We start from the raw sequence: 25442 nt of genomic DNA, 5'->3' as shown, positions 1-25442 counted from the left end.
ACCACGATCACCGCGGCAGACCCTCCGCGTCGTACAGAAAATCCTGGCTCCGGGCGGCCGACGGTCCCGGAGTTGCCTTGGCGCGGCCGGCTTCCCGGACCGCCATGATGATCCGCTCCCGCTCCGCCACGGATTGCGGTGCCGTCACCGGCACCAGCCGCACGGCGGCGCGACCCTGGCGGGTGAGAATGACCTCGTCTCCGGTTTCTGCACGCCGCACGAGGTCGGCCAATCGTCCGTCCGCTTCCGCAACGGAGACCTTCATGACGTCATTCCGGCCCGATTCGGATAAGAGGGTATGCCGCGCCAGGGCCTCGTTCAACAGGCCTGCTGCCATGACCCGGCGGTCGGTGCCATTGTCGAGCTAACGCCCCCGCCGCGCCGTCAGCACCGACGCCCCCAGCACCGCCAGGCTCACCGCCCCGATCAGCAACGTCGAGATCGCGTTGATCTCCGGGGTCACGCCGAGGCGGACCTGGCTGTAGAGGCGCATCGGCAGGGTGGTGGCGCCCGGCCCCGAGACGAAGCTCGCGATCACGAGGTCGTCCATCGACAGGGTGAAGGCCAGGAGGAAGCCGGCGATCACCGCCGGCGCGATCAGCGGCAGGGTCACGGTGCGGAACACCGTGACGGGCGCGGCACCCAGATCGGCCGCGGCCTCGATCAGCGAGCGGTCGAGATGGCGCAGGCGGGCCTGGACCACGACGGCGACGAAGCAGAGCGTGAAGGTCGCGTGCGCGATCACGATGGTCCAGAAGCCGCGCGGGATACCGATGCCGACGAAGAGCAGCAGCAGCGACAGGCCGGTGATCACCTCCGGCATCACCATCGGGGCGTAGACGAGCCCGGTGAGGAGCGGCCGGCCGGGAAAGCGGCGGCGCCCGTCGAGCGCCAGCGCCGCCAGGGTGCCGAGAACGGTCGCGAGGCTCGCCGACGCGAAGGCGACCTTCAGGGTGACGAGGGCGGACTCGACCAGCGGGCCGTTGTCGAGGAGGCCGGCATACCAGCGGGTCGAGAACCCGGCCCAGACCGTGACGAGGCGGGAGGCATTGAACGAGTAGACGACGAGCAGCAGGATCGGCCCGTACAGGAAGGCCAGACCAAGCCCCAAGGCGGCCCAGGCGAGCGGATGGGCCCGGTGCATCTCAACGCCGCCCCAGCCGGCGGGCCTCGGCCTCGCGGAAGAGCACCACCGGGCCGGCGACGATGACGAGCAGCACCACCGCCACGGCGGAGGCGAGCGGCCAGTCGCGGTTGGAGAAGAACTCGCTCCACAAAACCCGTCCGAGCATCAGCGTGTCCGGCCCGCCGAGCAGATCCGGGATGATGAACTCGCCGGTGATCGGGATGAAGCACAGGAGCGCCCCGGCGACGAGGCCGGGCCACGACAGGGGCAGGGTCACGGTGCGGAAGGCGGCGAGCCGGCTCGCCCCGAGGTCGCGGGCGGCCTCGATGAGGCCGCGGTCGAGCCGCTCGAGCACCGCGTAGAGCGGCAGCACCATGAACGGTAGATAGGCATAGACCACCCCGATCATCACCGCCGCCGGGGTGTTGAGGATCTCGATCGGTCTTGCAATCAGTCCGAGCGCCATCAGCGCCTGGTTGAGGAGCCCGTCGGCCTTGAGGATCGCGATCCAGGCATAGACCCGGATCAGGAAGCTGGTCCAGAACGGGATCACCATCAGGGCGACGAGGAGCGGCTGCCAGGCCTTCGGCGCCCGCGCCATGGCGTAGGCGATCGGGTACCCGACGAGGATCAGGAGCACGGTGGCGCCGAGCGCCACCGCGAGCGAGGTCAGGCCCGCCTCAAGATAGAGCGGGTCGGCGATCAGCGTGCGATAATTCTCGAAATCGAGGGCGGCGAGCACGTCGGCCCAAGCAGCGAGCCCGGCATCCCAGTCGAGCACCGGGGTATAGGGCGGCAGGGCCGTCGCCGGGTCCGACAGGCTGATCTTGACGACGACCAGGAACGGCAGGCCGAAGAAGGCGACGAGCCAGAGGAGCGGGACCGCCGGCAGGCGTAGGGACCGCAGGGCTTCGCGAGACGGCGCCCTCATGCGGAAGCCGCCGGCAGCAGCGAGGCGGCCTCTGGCGCGAAGGCGAGATGCACCGGAGTGCCGACGGCCGGGCCCGCCCCGGGGGCGCCAGCGGCGCGTAAGCTCCGCCCATCCGCCATCCCGACCCGGTAGAGGATTTTTTCCCCGAGATAGGTCGCGTCGAGGAGCGTGCCCGGCAGGCCTTCCCCGGCGAGGGTCAGGCGCTCGGGCCGCAGGGCGAGGAGGCCGGCTGCCCCGGCAGGACCGGCGCCGTGATGGTCGAGAGCCTTCAGAAGGCCGAGCGGCGTGTCGAGGCTCCGCATGGCTCCGGCACCACCCTCCCCGAGCCGGCCCTCGATCAGGTTCACGTCGCCGAGCAATCCCGCGACGTAGCGGGTGGCCGGGCGCTCGTAGAGCTCGGCCGCCGGCCCGACCTGGACCAGCCGGCCCGCCGCCATCACGCCGATGCGGTCGGCGAGCACCATCGCCTCGGCGGGGTCGTGGGTGACGACCATGAAGGTGGTACCGAGCCGGCGCTGCAAGGCCCGCAACTCGGCTTGCGTCTCCTCCCGCAAGGCACGGTCGAGGGCGCCGAGCGGCTCGTCGAGCAGCAGCACCCGGGGTCTCTTGGCGAGCGCCCGGGCCAGCGCCACCCGCTGGCGCTGGCCGCCGGAGAGCTGGTCGGGCCGGTGGTTGCCCAAGGGGTCGAGCTGGACCAGGCGCAGCATCTCGGCGACCCGGGCGGCGATCTCGGGTTTGCGCAGGCCCTCCCGCTCCAGCCCGTAGGCGACGTTCCCCGCCACGTCCCGGTGCGGGAACAGGGCGTAGGACTGGAACATCATGTTGACCGGCCGGCGGTGCGGCGGCACCCCGGCGAGGTTCTGCCCGTCGAGGAGGATCGTGCCGGCGCTCGGCTCCTCGAAGCCCGCGATCATGCGCAGCAGCGTGGACTTGCCGCAGCCGGACGGCCCGAGCAGGCAGAAGACCGCCCCGGGCTCAAGGTCGAGGTCGACGCCGTCGACCGCGAGATGGGAGCCGAAGCGCTTCGACACCGCCTCGAAGCGGAGGCGGCCGGTGGCGGGCGAGGTCGTGGAGGGGGCAGGTGTCGTCAAGTCGTCCGGGCGGCGCGGGCGGGGAGAGCCCGACATCTAGCCCGGGAAGGCCACCCTCGGGAAGGGCCTCTCCGGGGCGGGGCTGCGCGCCGGGCGAAGCCGGCCCGGCCGGGGCCGGATCGCGATCAGGACAATTATCTTAACGAAGGTGACCTGTTCGCCCGCAAGTCGTCATTGTACCAACGTCGATGACGCAGGGTCTTGTAAGCTATCGCCGATCACGTGTATTGTCCACGATGACACGCGTTGATTCCGTTCGCTGCGTCCTCGACCCGGACGGCATCCGCATCTCCTCCCGAGACGTGTCACAGACTTGGCGCCTCCCTCCGTCCGGGGGGAGGCGCTTTTCTCTCCGGCGGGCGCCACCGCCCTCAATGCGCATCTGCTCCCGCCCCGCCCGGGCGCGGCCGGCGGATCATCGGCGTGGCGCAGGCCATCAGCACGAACAGCACCGTCAGCATCAGGAACACGTCGGAGAAGCTCATCAGGAGCCCCTGCATCCTGACGGTGTTCATCATCGCCTTCAGCGCCATGGCGTCCGGGTTGCCGGCAAGCCCCGCAAAGCCCTTGGCCATGCTGTCGAGGCGTTCCAGCACCATCGGGTTGGTCCAGGTGAAGCGCTCGTGCAGGCGGGCGAGGTGCAGGTCCCAGCGGTCGTTGAGCGCGGTGTTGATGAGGGCCAGCCCGACCGCGCCGCCGAGGTTGCGGGTGAGGTTGTAGAGGCCCGACGCGTTCTTCATCCGGGCCGGCGGCAGGGTGCCGAGCGCGATGTTGTTGATCGGGATCATGCACAGCATCAGCGAGCAGCCGCGCAAAATCTGCGGCCACAGCAACTCGTAAAAGTCCCAGTCCTTGGTGATGCCGGTGACGATCCAGGTGCCGGCGGCGAACCCCGTGAACCCGATCGCCATCATGATCCGCGGATCGACCTTGGCCGAGAGGCGCCCGGCGATGGGAGCGGTGGCGAACATGCACAGGCCTGAGACGAACATCGTCTCGCCGATCTGGAGCGCCGAGTAGCCGCGCACCCGGCCGAGATAGACCGGATACAGGTAGGTCAGGCCGTAGAGGCCGATGCCCATGACGAAGCTGAACAGGCAGCCGGCGGCGAAGTTGCGGTCGGAGAAGGCGCGCAGGTCCACGATCGGCTGCTCGGCGGTGAGCGCCCGCCAGAAGAAGCCGATGCAGGCGACGCCGCAGACGATGGCCGCGACGAAGATCGCCTCCTCCTGGAACCAGTCGTGGGTCGGGCCCTCCTCCAGCACGTATTCGAGGCAACCGAGGAACGCCGCCATCAGGCCGAGGCCGGCCCAGTCGAAGCGCTTGAGCAGGTCGAGGTTCGGCTTGTCGAAATCGACCAGCAGGTAGGTCGAGACGGTGACGAAGATGCCCGGCACGATGTTGATGAGGAACAGCCAGTGCCAGTTGAACAGGTCGGTGAGGTAGCCGCCGACGGTCGGCCCGATGGTGGGGGCGAGCGTCGCGACGAGACCGATCATCGGCGAGACGATGCTGCGCTTCGACGCCGGGAAGATGGTGAAGGCGGAGGCGAACACCGTCGGGATCATGCCGCCGCCGATGAAGCCTTGCAGGGCGCGCCAGACGATCATCTCGCCGATCGTCGACGAGGTGGCGCACATCAGGCTCATCAGGGTGAAGCCGCCGGCCGAGATCACGAACATCCAGCGGGTCGAGAGCACCCGCGACAAGGTGCCGGAGAGCGGGATCGAGATCACCTCGGCGATGAGGTAGCTCGTCTGCACCCACGGGATCTCGTCGGCCGAGGCCGAGAGGCCGGCCTGGATCTCGGCGAGGGAGGCCGAGACGATCTGGATGTCCAGGATCGCCATGAACATCCCGAACACCATGCAGATGAACGCCACCATGCGGCGGCGGTCGATCGGCGCGTCGGCGGGCGCGGGGGTCGCGGCCATGTCGTAAAGCCTGCTGGATTGTAGATTGAGGAGAGTCCGTTTGACTCAACCTAAAAATGTAAGACACGTCTCCCCCCTCTCCCGTGCGGGAGAGGGGTCGGAGGTGAGGGTGGCTCGGGTTCCGCAATGATTCTGAACAGTTGATCTGCGCAGCTCGACGCTCGGCAGTCTATCCTGATGCCGAGCCACCCTCACCCCTCTCCCACATCTTGCAGCGATACCGGGCAAGGATCTCTGGCAAGGATCTCTGGCAAGGATCTCTGGCAAGGATCTCTGGCAAGGATCTCTGGCACGCCCGGCATCGCCGGGAGAGGGGATCCCGCGCTATGCGTGTCTTTCCTGGCTCACCGCCCCGCCGTGCGCAAAGCCGCCTTCCCCTCCGACACCGCCTGATGCGGCTCGATCGGGGCCGGCGGCCTGGTCTCGTCGAGGCCGCGGGTATCGACCCGCACCACCACCGAGAGGCCCGGCCGCAGCAGGCCCTCGCGGGCGACCGCCTCCGGCACCCGCACCCGGACGGGCAGGCGCTGGACGATCTTGGTGAAGTTGCCGGTCGCGTTGTCCGGCGGCAGCAGGCTGAACACCGAGCCGGAGGCCGGCGACAGGCTCTCGACGGTGCCGACGATGTCGCGGTCGGGCCAGGCATCGACCCGGATATGGACCGGCTGGCCGACCCGGACCCGGCCGAGCTGGGTCTCCTTGAAGTTGGCATCGACCCGGGCGCTCTGGAGCGGCACGAGCGCGGCGATCCGCGAGCCCGGCGCCACATACGCCCCCGCTTCCGTCGCCTTGTTGCCGATCACCCCGTCGAAGGGCGCCCGCAGCACGGTGAAGGACAGGTCGCGCTTCGCCCGCTCCACCGCGGTGCGCAGTTCGGCGGCCAGGCTCTCGGCCTCCCTGGTCTGCGCCTCCAGCACCGCGACGTTGGCCTTCAAGGCGATCAGGTTGGCCTCGGCCCCCTTCACGGTGGCGTCCGAGCGGTCGCGGTCGGCCCGCGACTGCTCCAGGCGCGCGCGGGCGGCGAACTCGGATTGCGCGAGTTGCTGCTGGCGCTGGTAATCGGCCGCTGCCCGGACCTGGTCGGCCTTGGCGGCGTCGATCTGGGCCTGGCCCTGGAGCACCTGGGCGCGGGCGGCCTCGGCCTGCCGGGCGATGCGGGCGATGACGCTGCCTTGCGTCGCCAGCTTGTCCTCGGCGGCCTTCAGCGCGAGGCGGTAATCGCCGTCCTCGATCCGCGCGATGACGTCGCCGGCCCTGACCGACTGGCCGTTCACCACCGGCACCGCCTCGAGATAGCCGGAGACCTTGGCGGCCAGCGTCGAGATGTCGGCCTGGACGTAGGCGTCGTCGGTCGTGACGAAGAAGCGGCCGGTCGTCCACCATTCGTGGCCCGCATAGGCGCCGTAGGCGCCGCCGCCGGCGACGAGCGCGAGCAGGACCAGGCGGCGCAACGGGCGCTTGCGCTTCACGGGCGCAGCGGCGGCCGGTGCGGTCGCAGCCGCCTGGGGTGCCGCCTTCTCGATCGCCGGTGCCGTCTTGATCGCCGGGGCCGTCTCGGCGGCCGTCTCGCCGGCCGGCCGGCCCTGCGCGTAATCGTCTCGGAACGCCATCGTCTGTCACCCGTCCTCGGGGATCGCCCCGGCGCCATCCCCCGAAGCGGTTGACGGCTCTCGAACGACCACGATACTACGTTGACCGAACCGTTCGGTCAATCGACCCTGTGTGCGCCGCACAAACCCGATCGCAGGTCCGATTGATCCGCGCTGCCCTGCCCCCCACATTGGCTCTCGATCCCGCTTGGCCCCGATGATGAGCGACGCTCCCGTAAGCCCTCCCCCCGCCGACACCGAGAAGCGCCGCCAGATCCTGGACGGGGCCCGCGAGGTCTTCCTCGCCAGCGGCTTCGACGGCGCCAGCATGGGGGCGATCGCCAAGGCAGCGGGCGTCTCGAAGGGCACGCTCTACGTGTATTTCGAGAGCAAGGAGGCGCTGTTCGAGGCGCTGACAGTCGAGGAGAAGCGGAGCCTCGCCGAGAACATCTGCCGCCTCGATCACGACGACCCCGATATCGCCGCCGTGCTGCGCCGCCTCGGCACCAGCCTGATGGAGGCGATGGTGCGGCCCGACCACGTCGCCTCGGTGCGGATGGTGATCGGCGCGGCGGAGAAGTTTCCGCGCTTCGGCCGGGCCTTCTACGAGGCCGGTCCCCTGCTCGGCCGCACGCGCCTGCGCGCCTATCTCGACGCCCAGGTCGCCGCCGGCCGCCTGCGCCCGATGGACACCGACCTCGCCGCCCGCCACTTCTTCGACCTCTGCGCCGCCACCACGATGCGGCGCCTGCTCTTCGCCGTCGGCGCCCCGCCGACCGAGGCCGAGACGACCTACTGGGTCGCGGAAGCGGTGCGGGTGTTCCTGGCGGGCTACGGGCCGGAGGGGCGGTAGGGGCGAACCACCCGTCATGTCGTCGGAGGGCTGTTTTCCGGTGGAAAGCGGACGGTCGAGTTCGCAGGGCGGCGGACTCCCTGATCCACCGCTTCTATCAACCCACCGCCTGCTTCGGGTGTCGGCCGGTTGCCAGGCACGCTCGTGTTCGACCAACCGCTCTTCGCAAACATAGCGGTTGAAGGCGAGATGGTTCGGACGCTATGCTGACCCAGCGTCGTGCCATTCCAACCGATCGAGAATCATGCCGGAACGTGCGGGCTTCTGGCGACGTGCTGCCGCCTTCGTCCTCGATGGTTTGATCGTCGGCCTCGCACTGCAATGCGTAGCGGTCATAGCTTTTCCGCTCTCGAACGCTCGCATTCAAGCCTCATCGGGCATCGAACACATTTCCTGCCGAAAGCTGCCGGCGCCGCCACCCGGCATTCCGATCCCTATCGACTTCGGCGCCAATTTCGCAACGGATTGCCGCTGGAGTATCCTGGGTTTCAATACGGCTCACACGATCACGGTAGGGCGATCGACGCGCGAAGGAAGCACGACCAAAACATTATCGGTTACGGTTCTTGCTGACGATCAGGGTTTGCCCATTCGGGGTCTGTCTCTCGATCTGTTGTTCGTCCCACTCTTTGTTCTGATGCGGTTGTTGTTCGATGGACAGCGGGGTAGTCCGGGGCGACGCTTGTGCGGAATACGTGTCCTGAAGCCTTCCGGAACTGAATTCGATCCGCCGCCGCGTGCGGCGCTGTATGTGCGGTATCTCGTTTTTGCCCTACCGAGCGTCCCGGTGTGGTTGTCAAGTATTTACGGCGGCCTCTTTCCAGGCTTTGCTCTCCTCGAAGGGCCGTTCGTCCCGATCGTGATCGGTAGCAGCGCTCTGTCCGGAGTGGCTATCATATGGGCGCTTATCGCGATCATCCGAGGGAGAGACGCGTTCTACGATGTCGCCGCAGCCACGGTGGTACGACGTACCGTGCCATAGCGTTGGACCGGACATGGCCCCCCGGTAGGAACCTAGCCCCGCTCCGCCTGCCACGCGGCGAGGAGCGCTTTTTCCTTGTCCGCCGTCAGCCCCGTGACCGGGCCGCCGGACTCCTCCAGCGGCCGCAGGGTCAGTCCCGCCGCGAGCGTCGCTGAAACGTCGCGCGACGCGTCACCGATCGTGTCGGGCAGCGGAAGCGGCAGGGAGTACGGCCCGGATTCGCGCCCGACCCCGTGGCGGTCGAGGAAGTCTTGGTCGGCCCAGACCAGGGTGGAGGACGACCCGAGCGCGGCCGCGCAAGCTGCGAGGAAGGCCCGCCGCGTGCAGGCCGGCGCGACCGCGTCGAACAGGCCGGTCAGACCGCGCTCCGCCGCGCACGATCCAGCCCGCGAGGTCGCGCCCGTCGATGAGCTGGACCGGATCCTCGGGCGCGGCCGGCGCCAGCACCTCGCCGCCCCGGGCGAGCCTGTCATCCAGGAGGCGAAGCGCCCGGTCGGGTCGCCCGGGCCGACGATCAGGCCCGCCCGGCCGATCAGGGCGGATCCGCCGAAGGCCCGCTCGCAGGCGACCTTGGCGGCGCCGTAGGGGCCGTCCTCCGCCGGTGCGAGGAGCGGCGCCGTGTCCGCCCGCTGCCCCGGCGTCTGCGTGTCGGCATAGACGCTCGTCGTCGACACGAAGGTCCAGTGCCCAACCCGGCCGTCGAGCGCCGCCAGCGCCCGCCGAACCCGGCCCGGCTCCCGCGCCACGTCCACGGCCGCATCGAACGTCTCCCGCCCGAGGGCGTTGAGCCCGTCCACCCGGTCGCGGTCGATCGCGACGAAGCGGGCGCCGGGCGGGCCTGAGCCCGACAGCCCCCGCGCGGCGCAGGTCACGGCATGGCCGAGCTCCACCGCGTGCGCCGCGATCGCCCGTCCGAGGAACTGCGTGCCGCCGAGCACCGGCAACCGCATGCGTCGCGCCCCCGATCCCGTCACGTCCCGATCACCTGCCGCATCGCCACCAGCGTGCGGAAGGCCTTCACGTTCGGGTCGTCGTGGAACACCGCCCGGGTGAAGGCCTCGTAATCCGCCATCGAGCCGAGGCGCAGCTCGATCACGAAATCGGCCTCGCCGGTGACGTACCACGCCGCCCGGACCTCGGGCCGCAGGCGCAAGCCGCGCACGAAGGCGTCGAGCCGGTCGGAGGTCTCGCGCTCCAGCGAGACCAGCACGTGCAGGCAGAGCGGCGTGCCGAGCACCGCCGGATGGACCACCGCCACGTCGGCGACGATGACGCCCTCCTGCCGCAGCCGCCGCAGGCGGCGCAAAACCGCGCTCTCGGACAGGCCGACCCGCTCGGCCAGGACCCGCGCCGGCGTCAGGTTGTCGGCCTGGACCTCGGCGAGCAGGGCGCGGTCGAACCGGTCGAGGGTGGCGCTTTCCGGCATGGATCGCTCGGGAATGGCGGAAACCGCCGCAGGTTAGCACCGTTTCGGCGCCAACAGTCGCGCGGATCCGGCACGCTTACGGTCATGACGCAATCCGCCCGCTCCCAGCCCGTTCCGGTCATCGCCGCCACCCTGCGGGCGCTCGACCCGGCCTACGCGCCGACGCCCCTCCTCCCGCTGCCGGCCCTGGCGCGGCGGCTCGGCGTCGCGCAGGTGCTCGCCAAGGACGAGGGGCGCCGCCGGCTCGGCAGCTTCAAGTCGCTGGGAGGCACCTATGCGGGCCTGACGGCGCTCGCCCGCGCCGCCGGGCTGGACCTTCCCGCGCTGCTGGCGGCCCGGCCGTCCGGGCAGCCGGCCCTGCTCTGCGCCAGCGACGGCAATCACGGCCTGGCGGTGGCCGCGGCGGCGCGGTTCGCCGGTGCGCCGGCGCGGGTCTTCCTGCATGCGGGCGTGCCGCCGGTGCGGGCGCGGCGCATCGTCGAGGAGGGGGCCGAGATCGTCCGGATCGCCGGCACCTACGACGACGCGGTCGAGGCCGCGGCGGCCGCGGCCCGGTCGGGCGCCGGCCTGCTCGTCGCCGACACCACCGACGATCCCGACGACGGAATCGTGCGCGACGTCATGGCCGGCTACGGCGTGATGGCGGCGGAGATCCGCGACCAGATCGAGGGCGACGCCCGCCCGACCCACCTCTTCGTGCAGGCCGGCGTCGGCGGCCTCGCCGCCGCGATGGCCGAGGGCCTGGCCGGCTGGCTCAGCCCGCCGGGCCTCGTCGTGGCGGTGGAGCCCGAGCGGGCGGCCTGCCTCGCCCCGGCGCTGGCCGCCGGCCGGCCCATCCGCGTACCGGGCGACCTCCACACGGCGGCCGAGATGCTGTCCTGCGGCGAGGCCAGCGCCCCGGCCTTGGCGGTCCTGCGGCGCCACGGCGCCCGGGTCGCGACCGTCACCGAGGCCGAGCTGATGCAGGCGCCGCAGGTCCTCGCCGAGGCGGGGGGCCCCGCGACGACGCCGTCGGGCGCCGCGGGCCTCGCCGGCGCCCTGGCGGTGCTGGCGGACCCGGTCCGGGCCGGGGCGTTGCGGCTCGACCGGGACAGCCGCCTCCTCGTCCTCGTCACCGAGGGGGCCCTGCCCGGGGGCGATCCGGAGGTGCTGCCACGATGACCGGTTCCGCTCTCCCGCCTTCCGCTTGCCCGCCCGCCCTCGTGCAGGACATGGTCGCCTGGCGGCGCGACCTCCACGCCCATCCCGAATTCGGCTTCGAGGAGCGGCGCACCAGCGCCTTCGTGGCGGGAAAGCTGCGGGAATTCGGCCTCGATGTCGCCGAGGGGATCGGCGGCACCGGCGTGGTCGGCACGCTCCGGCGCGGCAGCGGCACCCGGGTCATCGCGCTGCGCGCCGACATGGACGCCCTGCGCATCCGTGAGCAGGGCACCCACTCCCACCGCTCGCGCGTCGACGGCACCATGCATGCCTGCGGCCATGACGGCCACACGGCGATGCTGCTCGGGGCCGCCCGTCAGCTCGCCGCCGAGGGCGGCTTCGACGGGACGGTGCGGTTCCTGTTCCAGCCGGCCGAGGAATGGGGCCGCGGCGCCCTCGCGATGCTGGATGACGGACTGATGGAGCGGTTTCCCTTCGAGGAGATCCACGGCCTGCACACCATGCCCGGTCTGGCTCTCGGCCGTCTCGAGACCCGCCCGGGGCCGATCATGGCGGCGGAGGACGGGTTCGAGATCGTCCTCGAGGGTGTCGGCGGCCACGCCGCCAGTCCGCATGCGGGCAGCGAGGTCCTGGTCGCCGCCTGCGCCACCGTCCTGTCGCTGCAGACGATCGTGTCGCGCCGCCTCGACCCGACGGAGGTCGGCGTCGTCTCGGTGACGGAGCTGATCGCCGACGGCACCCGCAACGCCCTGCCCGGGCAGGCGCGGATCCTCGGCGACGCGCGCAGCTTCCGGCCGGAGGTCAGCGCCGAGATCGAGCGGCAGATGCGGGTGATCGCCGAGGGGACCGCCCGGGCCTACGGCGTCGAGGCCGCCATCGCCTATACCCGCGAATTCGTCCCGCTCCTCAACGATCCCGCCCTGGCGGAGGAGGCCCTGGCCGCCGCCGCCGCCGCGCTCGGGGATCGGCACGTCGCCGTCGCGCGGGCGCCGGTCGCCGCGTCGGAGGATTTCGCCCGCTTCCTCGCGCACGTGCCCGGCTGCTTCGTCTTCCTCGGCAACGGCGAGGACTCGGCGCCGCTCCACAACCCGACCTACGATTTCGACGATGCCGCCCTGCCCTCCGGCGCGGCGTACCACGTCGCCCTGGTCCGCCGCCGCCTGCCCGTCCCCGCGTGAGGCCCGACCCCGATGCTCTCGATCGATGCCGCCCGCTTCCTCGGCCGCCTCGCCGCCCTCGCGCAGGTCGGCCGCGACGAGCAGGGCCGGCTGACCCGCCTCGCCGGGTCGGAGGCCGACGGCGCCGGGCGCGACAGGGTCGCGGGCTGGATGCGCGAGGCCGGGCTCGACGTCCGGGTCGACCGGATCGGCAACCTGATCGGGCTGTGGGACCCGTCCGGCACCGGCGCGGCGCCGGTGATGATGGGCTCGCATATCGACACGGTGATCGATGCGGGGGCCTATGACGGCTGCACCGGGGTGCTGGCCGGCCTCGCGGTGATCGAGGCCCTGCGGGAGGCGGGACAGGCGCCGCGGCGTCCCCTGGCGCTCGCCGCCTTCACCAACGAGGAGGGCGTGCGCTACGCCCCCGACATGATGGGTTCGCTCGTCTATGCCGGCGGCCTCCCCATCGAGGCGGCGCTCGCGACGGTCGGCACCGACGGCACCGTGCTCGGGACGGAGCTGGCGCGGATCGGCTATGCCGGCCCCGAGCAGCCGGGCTTCCGGCGGCCGCACGCCTATGTCGAGCTGCATGTCGAGCAGGGGCCGGTGCTGGAGCGGGAAGGAATCGCGATCGGCGCGGTCGAGGACCTGCAGGGCATCTCGTGGCAGGAGGTCACGATCGAGGGCGCGGCCAACCATGCCGGCACCACCCCGATGGCCCTGCGCCGGGATGCCGGCGTCGCGGCGGCGCTCCTGGTGACGTGGCTGCGCGAGCGGGCGCGCGCCGGCAACGGCCGCAGCGTCGCCACCGTCGGGCGCCTGCGCCTGGAGCCGGACGCGATCAACGTGATCCCGGCCCGGGCCACCCTCACAATCGACCTGCGCGATCCGGAGGCGGACCGCCTCGCGGCCTTCGAGGCCGACCTCGCCGGGCGCCTCGACGCCCTCGCGCGGGAGGAGGACGTGACGGTCGCGGTCCGGCGGCTCGCCCGGTTCGATCCGGTGACCTTCGATCCCAGGCTCGTCCGGGCGATCGAGGCGGCCGCTCAGGCGCGCGGCCTCTCGGTCCGGCGCATGACCTCGGGCGCCGGTCACGACGCCCAGATGATGGCCCGGCTCTGCCCCGCCGCGATGATCTTCGTGCCGAGCGTCGGGGGCCTCAGCCACAACCCGGCCGAGCATACGAAGGAGGCCGACCTCGTGGCCGGCGCCGACGTGCTGCTCGACGTGGTGTGGGGCCTGAGCGGCGCCTGACCCGGCGCGCCAGCGACTCCCCGACGATCCGCGAGACCGGACCCGCGCGCCCGGCCGGGCGATCATCCCCGGCCTTTACCGCAGCGTCCGCTCCCGTAAGCTCGGGCGCCAGAACGCCCATAAAGATGCATCGCGCCTGGCAGCGGTGCGCCGGGAGGATCGCATGGTCAAGATCTTAGCGGGGCTGCGCATCGTCGAGGGGTCGGCCTTCGTCGCGGCGCCCCTGGCCGGCATGACGCTCGCGCAGATGGGCGCGGACGTGATCCGCTTCGACCGCATCCGCGGCGGGCTCGACCACGCGCGCTGGCCCGTGACCGACCAGGGCCGCAGCCTGTTCTGGGCAGGGTTGAACAAGGGCAAGCGCAGCCTCGCGGTCGACATGTCCACGCCGCGCGGCCAGGAGGTGGTGACCCGCCTCATCTGCCAGCCGGGCGAGGGCAACGGCATCTTTCTCACCAACCTGCGCGTGCGCGGCTGGATGGACTACGACGCGCTCCGCAAGCACCGCGACGACCTGATCATGATGTCGATCACCGGCGACCGCCACGGCGGACCGCAGGTGGATTACACGGTCAACCCCGCGGTGGGCTTTCCCGGCGCCACCGGGCCGGAGGGCTCGTCCGAGCCGGTCGGGCACGTGCTGCCGGCCTGGGACTGCATCACCGGCCAGCAGGCGGCCCTCGGCATCCTCGCGGCGGAACGTCACCGCCGCCTCACCGGCCGCGGCCAGGTGGTCGAGCTCGCGCTCAAGGACATGGCCCTGGCCATGCTGGGCAACCTCGGCATCATCGGCGAGGTGATGGTGAACGGCGTCGACCGCCCCAAGGTCGGCAATGCGCTCTACGGTGCCTACGCCCAGGATTTCACCTGCCGCGACGGCGAGCGGGTGATGGTGGTGGCCCTGACGCAGCGGCAGTGGGACAACCTGCAGGCGGCCACCGGCACCAAGGCCGAGATGGATGCGCTCGCCCTGCGGCTCGGCGCCGACCTGCGGCGCGAGGGGGAGCGTTACCGCCACCGCCACAGCATCACGGCGGTGCTGGCCCCCTTCTTCGCCGCGCGGCGGCTGGACGACTTCGCGGGGGACTTCCAGGCCGGGAGCGTCACCTGGTCCCGCTATCGCTCCTTCCGGCAGGTGATCGAGGAGGATCCGGACTGCTCGACCGAGAACCCGATGTTCTCCCGCCTGGAGCATCCGGGGATCGGCTCGTACCTGACCCCCGGCAACCCCATCGTCTTCTCGGACGTGGAGCGCGTCCCGCCGGCGCGCGCGCCGAGCCTGGGGGAGAACACCGACGAGATCCTGGCCGAGATCGGCTACAGCGACGCGGAGGTTGCCCACCTGCACGACGACGGGGTGGTGGCCGGGCCACGCCCGTGACCGCGGCGCTGCCGGATCGCTCCGGAGGCCGTGAACCGGTATCCGCGTCGTCGGACATTCGCCGCGGGCAGGCGCTCACGCGTCCTCCCGCAGCGCCTCCGCCACCCGGGCCTCCAGGATGTCCGGCCGGCGCAGGATGAGCGCGCCGCGCGTGCGGTCGACGAGGCCCTCCTGGGCCATCACGGTGAATTCCCGCGTCACCTGCTCGCGGCGGCAGCCGATGCGGGCGGCGAGCACGTGGTGGTAGGGGGGCGGGCTCACCGCGCGCTCGCCGTCGGTGCCGGGCCGCGGCGCGGACAGGCGCAGGAGCTCGGCGTAGAGGCGGTGGCGCAGGTCGAGGACCGCGTGCTCCATCAGCCGGGCGTTGAGCATCCGCACCCGTTTGGCGAGGAGGCGCAGCAGCCGGTCGGCGATCGGGGGCGCGGCGAACACGATCTCGCGGAAGACCGCCGCCGGCACCACGCAGAGCTCGCCCCGGGTGAGCGCCGTGACGTTGGCCGAGCGGCTGACCCCGTCGATGGCGGCCAGCTCGCCGAAGAACTCGCCGGCCCGCATCTCGCCCAGGATCACCTCCTTGCCCGATTGCGTCCGGTTGAGGATCCGCACCTCGCCGGAGGCGAGCAGGTAGACGTCGGTCGAGGCGTCGTCGAAGTCGACCAGGATCTCGTTCGCGTCGAACCGCCGCCAGATGCAGCGTGATTCGTACGAAGTCAGGTCGATGCCCGCGTCCTTGAAGAACGGAAAAACTGCGAGCCGACCCATCTGCTGCCCTCGAACCCGCGGATGCGCGGCGCTGCCCCGCGTTCTTAGCCCGGTGCGGCTCCGCTCGCCAGGGCGCGACGACCTCACAACCGGGTTATGGGCCGACCGGTGCGCCGTTTTCTCGGCGTTTACGCCTTCACGATCGTCGCACCTGTTAGTCCAAGCCCCAGCCCGTGCCGGGCCATCACGTTGCGGGTATCGACGACCAGCCGGGCCTGCGCCGCCACCAGCGCGTAATCGACGCCGTCATGGTCGGTGGCGATCAGCACCGCGTCGACGGCCCGCAGGGTCTCGCGGGTCAGGGGCTCCGAGCGCCGCCCGGCGAGTTCCGGATGCTCCCGGGTCGCCGGCAGGACCGGCACCAGGGGGTCGTGGTAGAGGGCCGTCGCCCCTCGCCCCTCGATCAGCCGGATCAGCTTCAGGGCCGGGCTCTCGCGGGTGTCCTCGACGTTGCGCTTGTAGGCCAGCCCCAGCACCAGCACCGTCGCGCCCGAGAAGGCGCGGCCGGTCCGGTCCACGGCCGCCGCCAGGCGCTCGACCACGTGGTAGGGCATGCGCGTGTTGACCTCGCCGGCCAGTTCCACGAAGCGGGCCGGCACGTCGAATTCCCGCGCCTTCCAGGCGAGGTAGAACGGGTCGATCGGGATGCAGTGGCCGCCTAAGCCCGGCCCGGGCTGGAACGGCATGAAGCCGAACGGCTTGGTGGCCGCCGCCTGGATCACTTCCCACACGTCGATCCCCATCGCGTCGTAGACGAGCTTCAGCTCGTTCACGAGGGCGATGTTGACCGACCGGAAGATGTTCTCGGTGAGCTTCACGGCTTCCGCCGCCGCCGCCGAGGAGACCGGCACGGTGCGCACCACCAAGGCGCCGTAGAGTGCCTCCGCCAGCCTGCGGGCGTCGTCGTCGTCCGCTCCGACCACCTTGGGGATGCGGGCGGTGTCGAACTCGCCGTTGCCCGGATCCTCGCGCTCCGGCGAGTAGGCGAGGAAGAAGTCGGTGCCCGAGCGCAGGCCTCCGGCCTCCAGGATCGGCCGCATCACCTCGTCGGTGGTGCCCGGATAGGTGGTGGATTCGAGCACCACGATCTGGCCCGGACGCAGGGCGGCGGCGATGGCGCGGGCCGTGGCCTCGACGTAGGACAGGTCCGGCTCGCGGTGGCGGGTGAGCGGCGTCGGCACGCAGATCAGCACCGCGTCGGGCTCCGCCAGCCGCGCCATGTCGCCGGTGGCCGCGAAGGTGCCGGCGGCGAGCGCCGGGCCGAGGGCGTCCCCCGGGATGTGGTGGAACGCCCCCTCGCCCCGGTTCAAGGCCGCGACCCGGCCGGGATCGACGTCGAAGCCGAGCACCGGGAAGCCGGCCCGGAGCGCGGCGAGCGCCAGGGGCAGCCCGACATAGCCGAGGCCGACGATGCCGATCAGGGCCCGGCGCTCGGAGAGGAGCTGGCCCAAGGTCTCGGAGGGAAGCGTCATCGCGGGTCCGGGCTCGTCGGTCGTGGTTCCGCTTACACGGTGCGGGGGCCCGCGCTGTCAACACGGGGCCTCTCACCGAACCTCCCCTCGCCGATCCACCTCTCGCCTCCCACCCCTTGCCTCCGGTGCCCGCCGCCCCCACAACGCGGCCATGCTCCGCGTGAACGACCTCACCTACCGGATCGGCGACCGCCTGATCCTCGACCAAGCCGGCTTCGCCCTGCCCGAGCGGGCGCGGGTCGGGATCGTCGGGCGCAACGGCGCCGGCAAGACCACCCTGTTCCGGATCATCCAGGGCGAAATCCCCACCGAGGGCGGTACGATCGGCCTGCCGAAGGGCACCCGGATCGGCGGGGTGGCGCAGGAGGCGCCGGCCGGCCCTGAGACCCTGCACGCGGTGGTGCTCGCCGCCGACACCGAGCGCACGCGCCTCATGCAGGAGGCCGAGACCGCGGACGGCTTGCGCCGGGCCGAGATCGAGACGCGGCTCGTCGACATCGACGCCCATTCGGCCCCGGCCCGGGCCGCCGCGATCCTGCACGGCCTCGGCTTCGACGCGGAGGCTCAAGCTAGGCCCTGCTCCGACTTCTCCGGCGGCTGGCGGATGCGGGTCGCGCTCGCCGCGGTGCTGTTCTCCGAGCCGGACCTGCTGCTCCTCGACGAGCCGACCAACTACCTCGACATCGAGGGCACGCTCTGGCTCTACGACTACCTGGAGCGCTATCCCCGCACCGCGCTGATCATCAGCCACGACCGGGATCTCCTCGACACCTCGGTCGACCACATCCTCCACCTCGATCGCGGCAAGCTCACGCTCTATCGCGGCGGCTACACCTCGTTTGCCCGCCAGCTCGCCGAGAAGCGGACGCTCCAGGCCAAGGCCCGCGTCAAGCAGGAGGCCGAGCGCGCCCATCTCCAGAGCTTCGTCGACCGCTTCAAGGCCAAGGCGACCAAGGCGCGCCAGGCCCAGTCGCGGATGAAGCGGCTGGCCAAGATGGAGCCGATCGCGGCGCTCATCGAGGACGACGTGCCGGTGATCCACCTGCCGAGCCCGGAGCGCGCCCTCTCGCCGCCGCTCGTCGCGATGGAGCGGGTCCAGGCCGGCTATCCCGATCGCACGGTGCTGACGGGCCTCAACCTGACGCTCGCCCCCGACGACCGGGTGGCGTTGCTCGGCGCCAACGGCAACGGCAAGTCGACCTTCTGCAAGCTCATCGGCGGGCGGCTCGAGCCGCTCTCGGGCGAGGTGCGGCGCTGGGGCAAGATGAACGTCGCCTATTTCGCCCAGCACCAGCTCGACGAGTTGCGCCCGGCCGAGAGCGCCTACGCCCATGTCCGCGACCTGATGCCGGACGTGCCGGAGGCGAAGGCGCGGGCGGCGGCGGCGCGCCTCGGATTCCCCGGCCACAAGGCCGACACCCCGGTCTCGCAGCTCTCCGGCGGCGAGAAGGCCAGGCTCCTGATGGGGCTTTCCGCCTTCAACGGCCCGCACCTGCTGATCCTCGACGAGCCGACCAACCACCTCGACATCGAGAGCCGCCAAGCCCTCGTCGAGGCGATCAACGACTACGAGGGCGCGGTGATCCTGGTGAGCCACGACCGCTTCCTGGTCGAGGCCTGCGCCGACCGGCTGTGGCTCGTCCGCAACGGCACCGTGAAGCCCTTCGACGGCGACATGGACGATTACCGCCGCCTCGTGCTCGCCGGCCCGGAGACGGACACCGCGAAGACCCAGGAATCCACCGGCGGGATGAAGGCGGTCGAGCGCCGCTCCAACGCCGAGCGCCGGGCGGCCCTGGCGCCGTTGCGCCGCAAGCTCGAGGCGGTGGAGGCGCGGATGGCCAAGCTCTCGGCCGCCATCGCCAAGATCGACGCGGCGCTCGCCGACGGCACCGCCTTCCGCACCGACGCCGCCAAGGCCGGCGAGCTCGCCCGCATGCGCGCCGAGGCCGCCTCGGCTCTGGGCAGCGCCGAGGAGGAGTGGCTGATGGTGAGCGGGGAACTGGAGGCGGAGGGGTGACGGGCGCGAGCAGCAATGCGGGCTACGCTGCCGAGGCCGAGGCGCTGGTCTCGCAATACGAGAGCATCGCCTTCTCCGAGATCCACGCGGCGATCCTGCCGCTCCTGCCCCCTCCGCCGGCGCACGTCCTCGATATCGGTGCCGGGACCGGGCGCGATGCGGCGGGCTTCGCCGCCCTCGGCTACCGCGTCACCGCCGTGGAGCCGACGGCCGAGCTGCGGCGGCGGGCGGCCGCCTTGCACCCGTCCCCGCGGATCGACTGGCGGGATGACGGGTTGCCGGACCTCGCCGCCTTCGCCGGGCACGGCGAGGCCTTCGACGTCGTGATGCTCACTGCCGTCTGGATGCATCTCGACGAGGCCGAGCGCCGCCGCGCCATGCCGCGCCTCGCCGCCCTGCTGCGGGTCGGCGGCGTGATGGCGCTGTCGCTGCGCCACGGTCCGGTGCCGCCCGGGCGCCGGATGTTCGACGTGTCCGCGGCCGAGACGATCGACCTAGCGCGGGAGCACGGCTTGCGCTGCATCCTGTGCCGGACGGACGAGGATGCCCAGCTCGGCCGTCCCGGCGTGACCTGGGACCGGATCGCCTTCGTCAGGGAAGCGGGCGCAGGGGAAGCGGGCATAGGGGCTTCACGCGACTGAGGCGATCGCCTAGGGCGGGGGCCGGCATCGTCTGAAGTCCCGCATCCCATCCGAGTCCGCCATGACCACCCCCTCCTACGTCCTCTCCCTCTCCTGCACCAACGTCCCGGGGATCGTGGCCGGCGTGTCGGCCTACCTGTTCGAGGCCGGCTGCAACATCCTCGACGCGCAGCAATTCGACGACGTCGAGACCGGCCGCTTCTTCATGCGCATCGTGTTCAACCCCGTGCAGGGCGCATCGGGGCGGGACGCGCTGGCCGCGGGCTTCGAGGCGGTCGCGGCGCGGTTCGGCATGGACTGGACCTTGCGCGACCGGGCCGAGCGGCGGCGCGTGATGCTGCTCGTCTCCCGCTTCGACCATTGCCTCAACGACCTCCTCTACCGCTGGCGCATCGGCGAGCTGCCGATGGACATCTGCGCCGTGGTCTCGAACTACCCGCGCGAGATCTACGGCGCGGCCGACCTCGCCGGCGTCCCGTTCCACCACCTGCCGATCACGCCCGAGACCAAGCCGCAGCAGGAGGCCACCCTGTGGCGCCTCGTCGAGGAGACCGGGGCGGAACTCGTGGTGCTCGCCCGCTACATGCAGATCCTGTCGGACGACCTCTCGCGGAAGCTCGCGGGCCGCTGCATCAACATCCACCACTCGTTCCTGCCCGGCTTCAAGGGCGCCCGGCCCTACCACCAGGCGCATGAGCGCGGCGTGAAGCTGATCGGCGCCACCTCGCACCTCGTCACCGGCGACCTCGACGAGGGGCCGATCATCGAGCAGGACGTGGAGCGCATCTCGCACCGCGACACCCCCGACGACCTCGTGCGCAAGGGCCGCGACATCGAGCGCCGGGTGCTGGCCCGCGCCGTCCGCTACGTGCTGGAGGACCGGGTGATCGCCAACGGCCGCAAGACGGTGGTGTTCACGGACTGATTGCCGCGAGCCCCGGATTCTCCGCCAGGATCCGGGCGATGGCCTCGTCCTGGCAGCGCTCGAAATCGAATCCGTCGTCGTCGGGCAGCCGCGTCATGAAGCGCTCGGCGGATTCGGTCAGGACGATGTCGGGGGCCAGGCGGGCGACGAGGGCCCAGTCGACCGCGGCCGACCAGACGAAGTGCACGCAGCGGAAGGTCTCGGCCAGCATGCTGGTCAGGCCGACGGGGCCGTAGCTGGAATAGGACGACCCGAACAGCACCAGCATGCGCGGATCCGCCGCCGGATCGTCGTTCCGATAGGCGACGTGGACGCCGGTATGGACGACGAGGCCCGGACGACGCTCGGCCAGGGCGTAGAGCCGGCCGCGCTCCACGATCCGCGCCCGGAGCGGGATCTGGTGGTCGGTGCAGACCTCCCGGACGGGGAATTGCAGCTTCTCGCCGAGATCCATGAGCCGCGTGTCGCTGCGGGTCGGGCGGGTCGACAGCAGGTCCGCGATCGGCGCGGCGCCGCAGGCGTCGCAGACGGCACGATAGGCGACGAAGGTGCCGTGCGAGGTCCAGTGCGTGTCGGTCCGGTAATACAGGTCCGCCTCGTCGCGTTGGCGGCGCAGCGGCGTGAGGGCGTCGACCCACAGGCCGCGCCCCGCCGCCGAGAGGCTCAAGGCCCATCCCAGCCGCCCCGCCGGCGAGCGCGCCGCCCGGACCGGGCCGTCGCCGAAGAACTTGTGGTCGTAGACGCTCAGCTTCTCGGGAGCGGACAGGTGCAGGTAGCGGGCGCCGAGCCGCCCGGCCTTCGCCGCCCGCGCCAGCAGCAGCCGGCGCCAGCTTCGGAGCATGCGCCAGACCAGGCGGGAATTCGCGTAGAGATCCGCCGCGCGGTTGGTGCCGGTGGTCAGGAAAAGCCAGCCGTCCTGCCCGATATGGAACATCGCCTCCTCCCGGTTCGTGTCATCGCGCCTTGCCATCGACGCCGCGATGGCGAGGCGTCCGGCGCATCGGCGCCGCGCCCGATCGAAGGCGTGGGGTATCAGACCTCGCTGCGGTTCGCCTGCGTCCGGCGCCCGACCACCGCGTAGAGCGTGCCGGTCCGGTCGCCGGACGGACAGCGACGATACGCGATCCGCGTCTCGCCGAAGCCGAGGATCCGGAGCCAGCGCACGACCGTCCGCGGCGGGATCCGCCACAAGGGCCCGGACGGGTGGGTGCGGCTGGTCCGGGGCAGGAACGCCAGCGGCGCGTCCCCGCGCAGGTCGTCGAGCCGCGCGAGCCACGAAGGCCGTGGCAGCAGGCCGACGATCACCGCGGTCTCCTGGACGAGGCGCAGGGCGCCGTGCAGCGCCCGGAGCGGATCGCGCAGATGAGGAAGCGATCCGATCAGGGCGGCGTCGACCGGGCCGATCGCCGCGGGGATGCTGTAGAGGTCGCCCTCGATCCGCTCGGCTCGGGAGCCGAAAGCCGCGTGGGAGAACCGGTAGGCGCGGGAGATCCGGGCCTGGTGCGCGTCGAGCAGGGACACGAGCTGCGGGGCGGGCGCGCCGGTGCAGAACGGCACGAGGTCCCAGTGCCGGCCCCCCGCCCGGTCGTAGGACACCACCTCGGCGCCGAGCGCCTCCAGGGCGAAGCTGGTGAAGCCGCTGAGCGCCCCCACGTCGAGGACCCGCTTGCCGTGCAGCGGGACGCCGGCGAGGCAGGAGGCGAAGGCGCCGCGCAGGTCGATCTCCCCGCGGACCGTGCCGTGGCCCGGGATGTCGATCGCATGCGTGAAGTGTAGATCCTCGGAGGGGCCCGCGCCAGCGGGATCGCGGTCGGGCATGTCCGTCCAGGCGTCGATGCGGCTCGGGCAGGTACCATGGCGCCCCCCGCAGCGGCAAACCGCGGGAGCCGGCCACCCGTTCCCCCGCGCTGGCGCCGCCCGCCCCGTCGGGGTAAGCCCCGGGGATCGAACGTCCCTTAGAAGCCGATCCGTGCGGGCGCCGCACGGACGGCGACCCGGAGCCTGCCACGATGTCCGACCTCACCCTCGATGCCGCCTCGACCATCGTGACCGCCGCCCTCAAGGCCGGCCGCGAGCTCGGGCTGAAGCCCCTGGCGGTGGTCGTGCTCGACGCCCGCGGCGCCCTCAAGGCGGCGGGCGTGGAGGACGGCACCAGCCTCAAGCGGTCCGAGATCGCCACCGGCAAGGCCAACGGCGCGCTGGCGCTCGGCATCGGCTCGCGGGCCATCGCCAAGCGGGCCGAGGAGCAGGCCTATTTCGTCGCCGCCGTGACCCATGTGGCGGGTCCGGCCGGCCTCATCCCGGTCCCGGGCGGCGTGCTGATCAAGCGCGACGGCACGCTTCTGGGCGCCGTCGGCATCTCGGGCGACACCTCCGACAACGACGAGAAGGCCGCGCTCGCCGGGATCGCGGCCGCCGGGCTCCAGGGCGAGACCGGCGCCTGAGGCCGGCGATGCGGCGCCGCGACCTCCTGGCGGGCCTCGGCGCCGCGAGCCTGGTGCGGCCCGCCCGGGCCGCCGGCCCCGCCGCCTACCGGCGGGGCAACGGTGCCGATCCCGAGACCCTCGACCCGCACAAGACCTCGACCCTGGCCGAGGCGACGATCCTCCTCGACCTCTACGAGGGCCTGAGCGCCTACGGCCCCGACGGCACCCTGGGGCCGGGCGCCGCCGCGCGCTGGACCACCTCCGCCGACGGCCTGACCTGGACCTTCTCGTTGCGCCCGGACGGGCGCTGGTCGAACGGCGACGCGGTCGTCGCCGACGATTTCGTGCACGGCTTCCGGCGCATGCTCGACCCGGCGACGGGGGCGAAATACGCGAGCGTCCTGGCGCCGATCCGCCATGCCGAAGCCGTCAATCGCGGCGCGATGCCGGTGGAGGCCGTCGGGGTCGCGGCGCCGGATCCCGGCACGGTGGTGATCCAGCTCGCGCAGCCGACCCCCTACTTCGTCGAGCTGATGACCCACCAGGCGAGCACGCCTCTCCACCGGCCCTCGCTGGCGCGCCACGGCGAGGCCTTCACCCGGCCGGGCAACCTCGTCTCGAACGGCGCCTACCTCCTCAAGGACTTCTCCCCCAACGACCGCATCACGGCGGTTCGCAACCCGCATTTTCGGGAGGCTGCCCGGGTCGCGATCCCCCAGGTCGAGTACATCCCGACGCCGGACCTCGCCGCCGCGGTGCGCCGCTTCGCCGCCGGCGAGATCGATTCCCTCGAGGACCTGCCCGCCGACCAGGTGCGCGCTCTCAAGGCCCGCTTCGGCGAGCGGGTGATCCTCAACCCCGCCCTCGGCGTGCTCGCCCTGATGGTGAACGTGAGGAAGGCTCCCCTCGGCGACGAGCGGGTGCGCCGCGCCCTGTCCCTCGCCCTCGACCGGGAGTTCCTGGCCGAGGCGGTGTGGGGCGAGACGATGCTGCCGGCCTATTCCCTGACCCCCGCCGGCCTCGACAACGCGCTGCCGCCGCCCACGATGCCGGGCCGGGACCTCTCGCCGCTGGAACGCGAGGATGCGGCGGTCGCGCTCCTGCGCGAGGCCGGCTACGGCCCGGGAGGCAAGGCGCTCGCGGTCGAGCTGCGCTACAACATCACCGACAACAACCGGAACACCATGGTGGCGGTCGCCGACATGTGGCGGCCGCTCAACGTCGCCACGTCCTTCGCCGCCACCGACGCCAAGACCCATTTCGCCTATCTGCGCGACGGCGGGCCGTTCGACCTCGCCCGGACGAGCTGGATCGCCGACTACGCCGATCCGCAGAACTTCCTGTTCCTGGTCGAGAGCGACAATGACGGCTTCAATTCCGGCCGCTACGCCAACCCGGCCTACGACGCCCTGATGCGCGAGGCGGCCCGCGAGACCGACCTCGAGGCCCGGGCCCGGATCCTCTACCGGGCGGAAGAGCTCTTCCTCGCCGACCTGCCCTGGATCCCGCTGCTGCATTACCGGCACAAGCACCTGATCGGGCCCCGCCTGCGCGGTTTCGTGCCCAACCTGCGCGGCGTCTCGCCGACGCGCTGGCTGTCCCTGTCCCCCTGACACCGCAGCGCCTTCGAACAGGCTTGTTCGAAGGCGCTGGCCAAGCCCGAATGGGTCTGCGCCACAGGCGCTGATGCGCCGAACGCTGACGCATCGACGTGGCGATGCATCAGCGCGCTGGCATGACACCAACGGTCGAAAGACAACGACCTTTGGTTCCGTTCTCGAATTGTCGTCAAGCCCAAGGTCCCGGACCTCTGGGCTTGGCATCGACAATTCGAGATGGGTCAACGGCCCCGTCGATCTCGGGCCTGCCCGAGATCGAGGTTGATGCTCGGGCCTGCCCGAGATCGAGGTTGATGCTCGGGCCTGCCCGAGATCGAATCGATGCGTCGGCATCCTGGGCCGATGGTATGACTCGGCCGTCGGGCGTGCGCCTGGTCGACACGGCTCGCGCGGGCCGACGCGCCCGAATCGAGTGCGCGAAGGTTGCATGTCGGGAATCTACACCTCGCCTTAGGCTTTCGCAGGGTAAAAGACTGCGAAGGCACGTCGTCGACGCCCGGGCACGGGTCGAGATACATGAAGACGGTGCAGTTATAAAGGAATGCATTCCTCAAATCGCTCGGGATCCAGATGGCCCAGCAATGGCGTGATGTCATCGGTTGCGTGACGGCCGATGCGACGGCACGGGGCGCACCTGATTTCAGGTGATCGAAGGAACGTATCGCGGGACATCTTGCCGGGGAGGC

General features: G+C 71.5%; 23 protein-coding genes. 11 read left to right on the top strand and 12 right to left on the bottom strand.

What is annotated here, in order from left to right:
* Positions 1 to 7: 7 nt before the first annotated feature.
* The 6 genes from VQ03_RS05980 to VQ03_RS05955 form a co-directional block, all read right to left on the bottom strand.
* Entirely contained in the window at positions 8 to 265 is a 258-nt protein-coding gene (locus VQ03_RS05980) for a type II toxin-antitoxin system Phd/YefM family antitoxin (RefSeq protein ID WP_048449965.1), read from the bottom strand.
* 99 nt (positions 266 to 364) lie between these two features.
* Positions 365 to 1144: an ABC transporter permease gene (locus tag VQ03_RS05975; RefSeq protein WP_048449950.1), complete on the bottom strand. Its 780-nt coding sequence runs from the start codon at positions 1142 to 1144 to the stop codon at positions 365 to 367.
* 1 nt (position 1145) lies between these two features.
* On the bottom strand, positions 1146 to 2057 hold the full coding sequence (locus VQ03_RS05970; protein WP_048449949.1) for an ABC transporter permease: 912 nt from the start codon (positions 2055 to 2057) through the stop codon (positions 1146 to 1148).
* Positions 2054 to 3148 carry an ABC transporter ATP-binding protein gene (locus tag VQ03_RS05965; RefSeq protein WP_245291982.1) on the bottom strand — a complete coding sequence of 365 codons (1095 nt, stop codon included), beginning with the start codon at positions 3146 to 3148 and terminating at the stop codon, positions 2054 to 2056. The genes VQ03_RS05970 and VQ03_RS05965 overlap by 4 nt, the downstream gene beginning before the upstream one ends.
* A 371-nt stretch (positions 3149 to 3519) precedes the next feature.
* Positions 3520 to 5082, bottom strand: coding sequence for a DHA2 family efflux MFS transporter permease subunit (locus tag VQ03_RS05960; protein ID WP_048449947.1), 1563 nt, complete (start codon positions 5080 to 5082; stop codon positions 3520 to 3522).
* Between the two features lie 344 nt (positions 5083 to 5426).
* Positions 5427 to 6692: an HlyD family secretion protein gene (locus VQ03_RS05955; protein WP_048449946.1), complete on the bottom strand. Its 1266-nt coding sequence runs from the start codon at positions 6690 to 6692 to the stop codon at positions 5427 to 5429.
* A gap of 199 nt (positions 6693 to 6891) precedes the next feature.
* On the opposite strand from VQ03_RS05955, the gene VQ03_RS05950 reads away from it, so the two are divergent.
* The gene (locus tag VQ03_RS05950; protein WP_048449964.1) at positions 6892 to 7524 is read left to right on the top strand and encodes a TetR/AcrR family transcriptional regulator; all 633 of its coding nucleotides are present in this window, start codon (positions 6892 to 6894) and stop codon (positions 7522 to 7524) included.
* Between the two features lie 244 nt (positions 7525 to 7768).
* Positions 7769 to 8506 (top strand): RDD family protein, encoded by a 738-nt coding sequence (locus VQ03_RS31605; protein WP_083467804.1) that lies wholly within the window; start codon positions 7769 to 7771, stop codon positions 8504 to 8506.
* A gap of 32 nt (positions 8507 to 8538) precedes the next feature.
* On the opposite strand, the gene VQ03_RS05945 is transcribed toward VQ03_RS31605, so the two are convergent.
* A complete protein-coding gene (locus VQ03_RS05945; protein WP_245291981.1) occupies positions 8539 to 9456 on the bottom strand; it encodes a Rossmann-fold NAD(P)-binding domain-containing protein in 918 nt (305 codons plus the stop codon).
* Positions 9457 to 9476: 20 nt separating this feature from the next.
* On the bottom strand, positions 9477 to 9932 hold the full coding sequence (locus VQ03_RS05940; protein WP_048449945.1) for an Lrp/AsnC family transcriptional regulator: 456 nt from the start codon (positions 9930 to 9932) through the stop codon (positions 9477 to 9479).
* Between the two features lie 84 nt (positions 9933 to 10016).
* On the opposite strand from VQ03_RS05940, the gene VQ03_RS05935 reads away from it, so the two are divergent.
* The 4 genes from VQ03_RS05935 (at position 10017) to VQ03_RS05920 (ending at position 14891) form a co-directional block, all read left to right on the top strand.
* On the top strand, positions 10017 to 11093 hold the full coding sequence (locus tag VQ03_RS05935) for a pyridoxal-phosphate dependent enzyme (RefSeq protein ID WP_048449944.1): 1077 nt from the start codon (positions 10017 to 10019) through the stop codon (positions 11091 to 11093).
* The gene (locus tag VQ03_RS05930; protein ID WP_048449943.1) at positions 11090 to 12271 is read left to right on the top strand and encodes an amidohydrolase; all 1182 of its coding nucleotides are present in this window, start codon (positions 11090 to 11092) and stop codon (positions 12269 to 12271) included. The genes VQ03_RS05935 and VQ03_RS05930 overlap by 4 nt, the downstream gene beginning before the upstream one ends.
* A 12-nt stretch (positions 12272 to 12283) precedes the next feature.
* The gene (locus VQ03_RS05925) at positions 12284 to 13510 is read left to right on the top strand and encodes a Zn-dependent hydrolase (protein ID WP_048449942.1); all 1227 of its coding nucleotides are present in this window, start codon (positions 12284 to 12286) and stop codon (positions 13508 to 13510) included.
* A gap of 163 nt (positions 13511 to 13673) precedes the next feature.
* On the top strand, positions 13674 to 14891 hold the full coding sequence (locus VQ03_RS05920) for a CoA transferase (protein ID WP_048449941.1): 1218 nt from the start codon (positions 13674 to 13676) through the stop codon (positions 14889 to 14891).
* A 75-nt stretch (positions 14892 to 14966) separates the two neighbouring features.
* Here VQ03_RS05920 and VQ03_RS05915 read toward each other — a convergent pair whose 3' ends face one another.
* Entirely contained in the window at positions 14967 to 15653 is a 687-nt protein-coding gene (locus VQ03_RS05915; RefSeq protein WP_048449940.1) for a Crp/Fnr family transcriptional regulator, read from the bottom strand.
* A 128-nt stretch (positions 15654 to 15781) separates the two neighbouring features.
* Positions 15782 to 17125, bottom strand: a complete 1344-nt coding sequence (locus VQ03_RS05910) for a nucleotide sugar dehydrogenase (protein ID WP_048449939.1) — start codon at positions 17123 to 17125, stop codon at positions 15782 to 15784.
* A gap of 151 nt (positions 17126 to 17276) precedes the next feature.
* On the opposite strand from VQ03_RS05910, the gene VQ03_RS05905 reads away from it, so the two are divergent.
* The 3 genes from VQ03_RS05905 (at position 17277) to purU (ending at position 20711) form a co-directional block, all read left to right on the top strand.
* On the top strand, positions 17277 to 19145 hold the full coding sequence (locus VQ03_RS05905; protein WP_048449938.1) for an ABC-F family ATP-binding cassette domain-containing protein: 1869 nt from the start codon (positions 17277 to 17279) through the stop codon (positions 19143 to 19145).
* Complete coding sequence (locus VQ03_RS05900; RefSeq protein WP_048449937.1) at positions 19142 to 19786, top strand: class I SAM-dependent methyltransferase; 645 nt, start codon at positions 19142 to 19144, stop codon at positions 19784 to 19786. Before VQ03_RS05905 ends, VQ03_RS05900 begins: the two co-directional genes overlap by 4 nt.
* Before the next feature lie 61 nt (positions 19787 to 19847).
* Positions 19848 to 20711 carry a formyltetrahydrofolate deformylase gene (gene purU, locus VQ03_RS05895; RefSeq protein WP_048449936.1) on the top strand — a complete coding sequence of 288 codons (864 nt, stop codon included), beginning with the start codon at positions 19848 to 19850 and terminating at the stop codon, positions 20709 to 20711.
* On the opposite strand, the gene VQ03_RS33675 is transcribed toward purU, so the two are convergent.
* Positions 20701 to 21645, bottom strand: a complete 945-nt coding sequence (locus VQ03_RS33675) for an alginate O-acetyltransferase AlgX-related protein (protein WP_053078421.1) — start codon at positions 21643 to 21645, stop codon at positions 20701 to 20703. The genes purU and VQ03_RS33675 overlap by 11 nt on opposite strands.
* Before the next feature lie 98 nt (positions 21646 to 21743).
* Entirely contained in the window at positions 21744 to 22529 is a 786-nt protein-coding gene (locus VQ03_RS33670) for a class I SAM-dependent methyltransferase (protein WP_053078420.1), read from the bottom strand.
* 191 nt (positions 22530 to 22720) lie between these two features.
* Between VQ03_RS33670 and VQ03_RS05880 the strand changes: the two genes are divergently transcribed.
* Positions 22721 to 23155, top strand: a complete 435-nt coding sequence (locus tag VQ03_RS05880; RefSeq protein WP_048449934.1) for a GlcG/HbpS family heme-binding protein — start codon at positions 22721 to 22723, stop codon at positions 23153 to 23155.
* An 8-nt stretch (positions 23156 to 23163) separates the two neighbouring features.
* A complete protein-coding gene (locus VQ03_RS05875) occupies positions 23164 to 24750 on the top strand; it encodes a peptide ABC transporter substrate-binding protein (protein ID WP_048449933.1) in 1587 nt (528 codons plus the stop codon).
* Positions 24751 to 25442: the final 692 nt, after the last annotated feature.

The organism is Methylobacterium tarhaniae (assembly GCF_001043955.1).
Classification (GTDB): Bacteria; Pseudomonadota; Alphaproteobacteria; order Rhizobiales; family Beijerinckiaceae; genus Methylobacterium; species Methylobacterium tarhaniae.
Note: the sequence above shows the minus strand (reverse complement) of the source record. Positions and strands in the feature narration are given on the sequence as shown.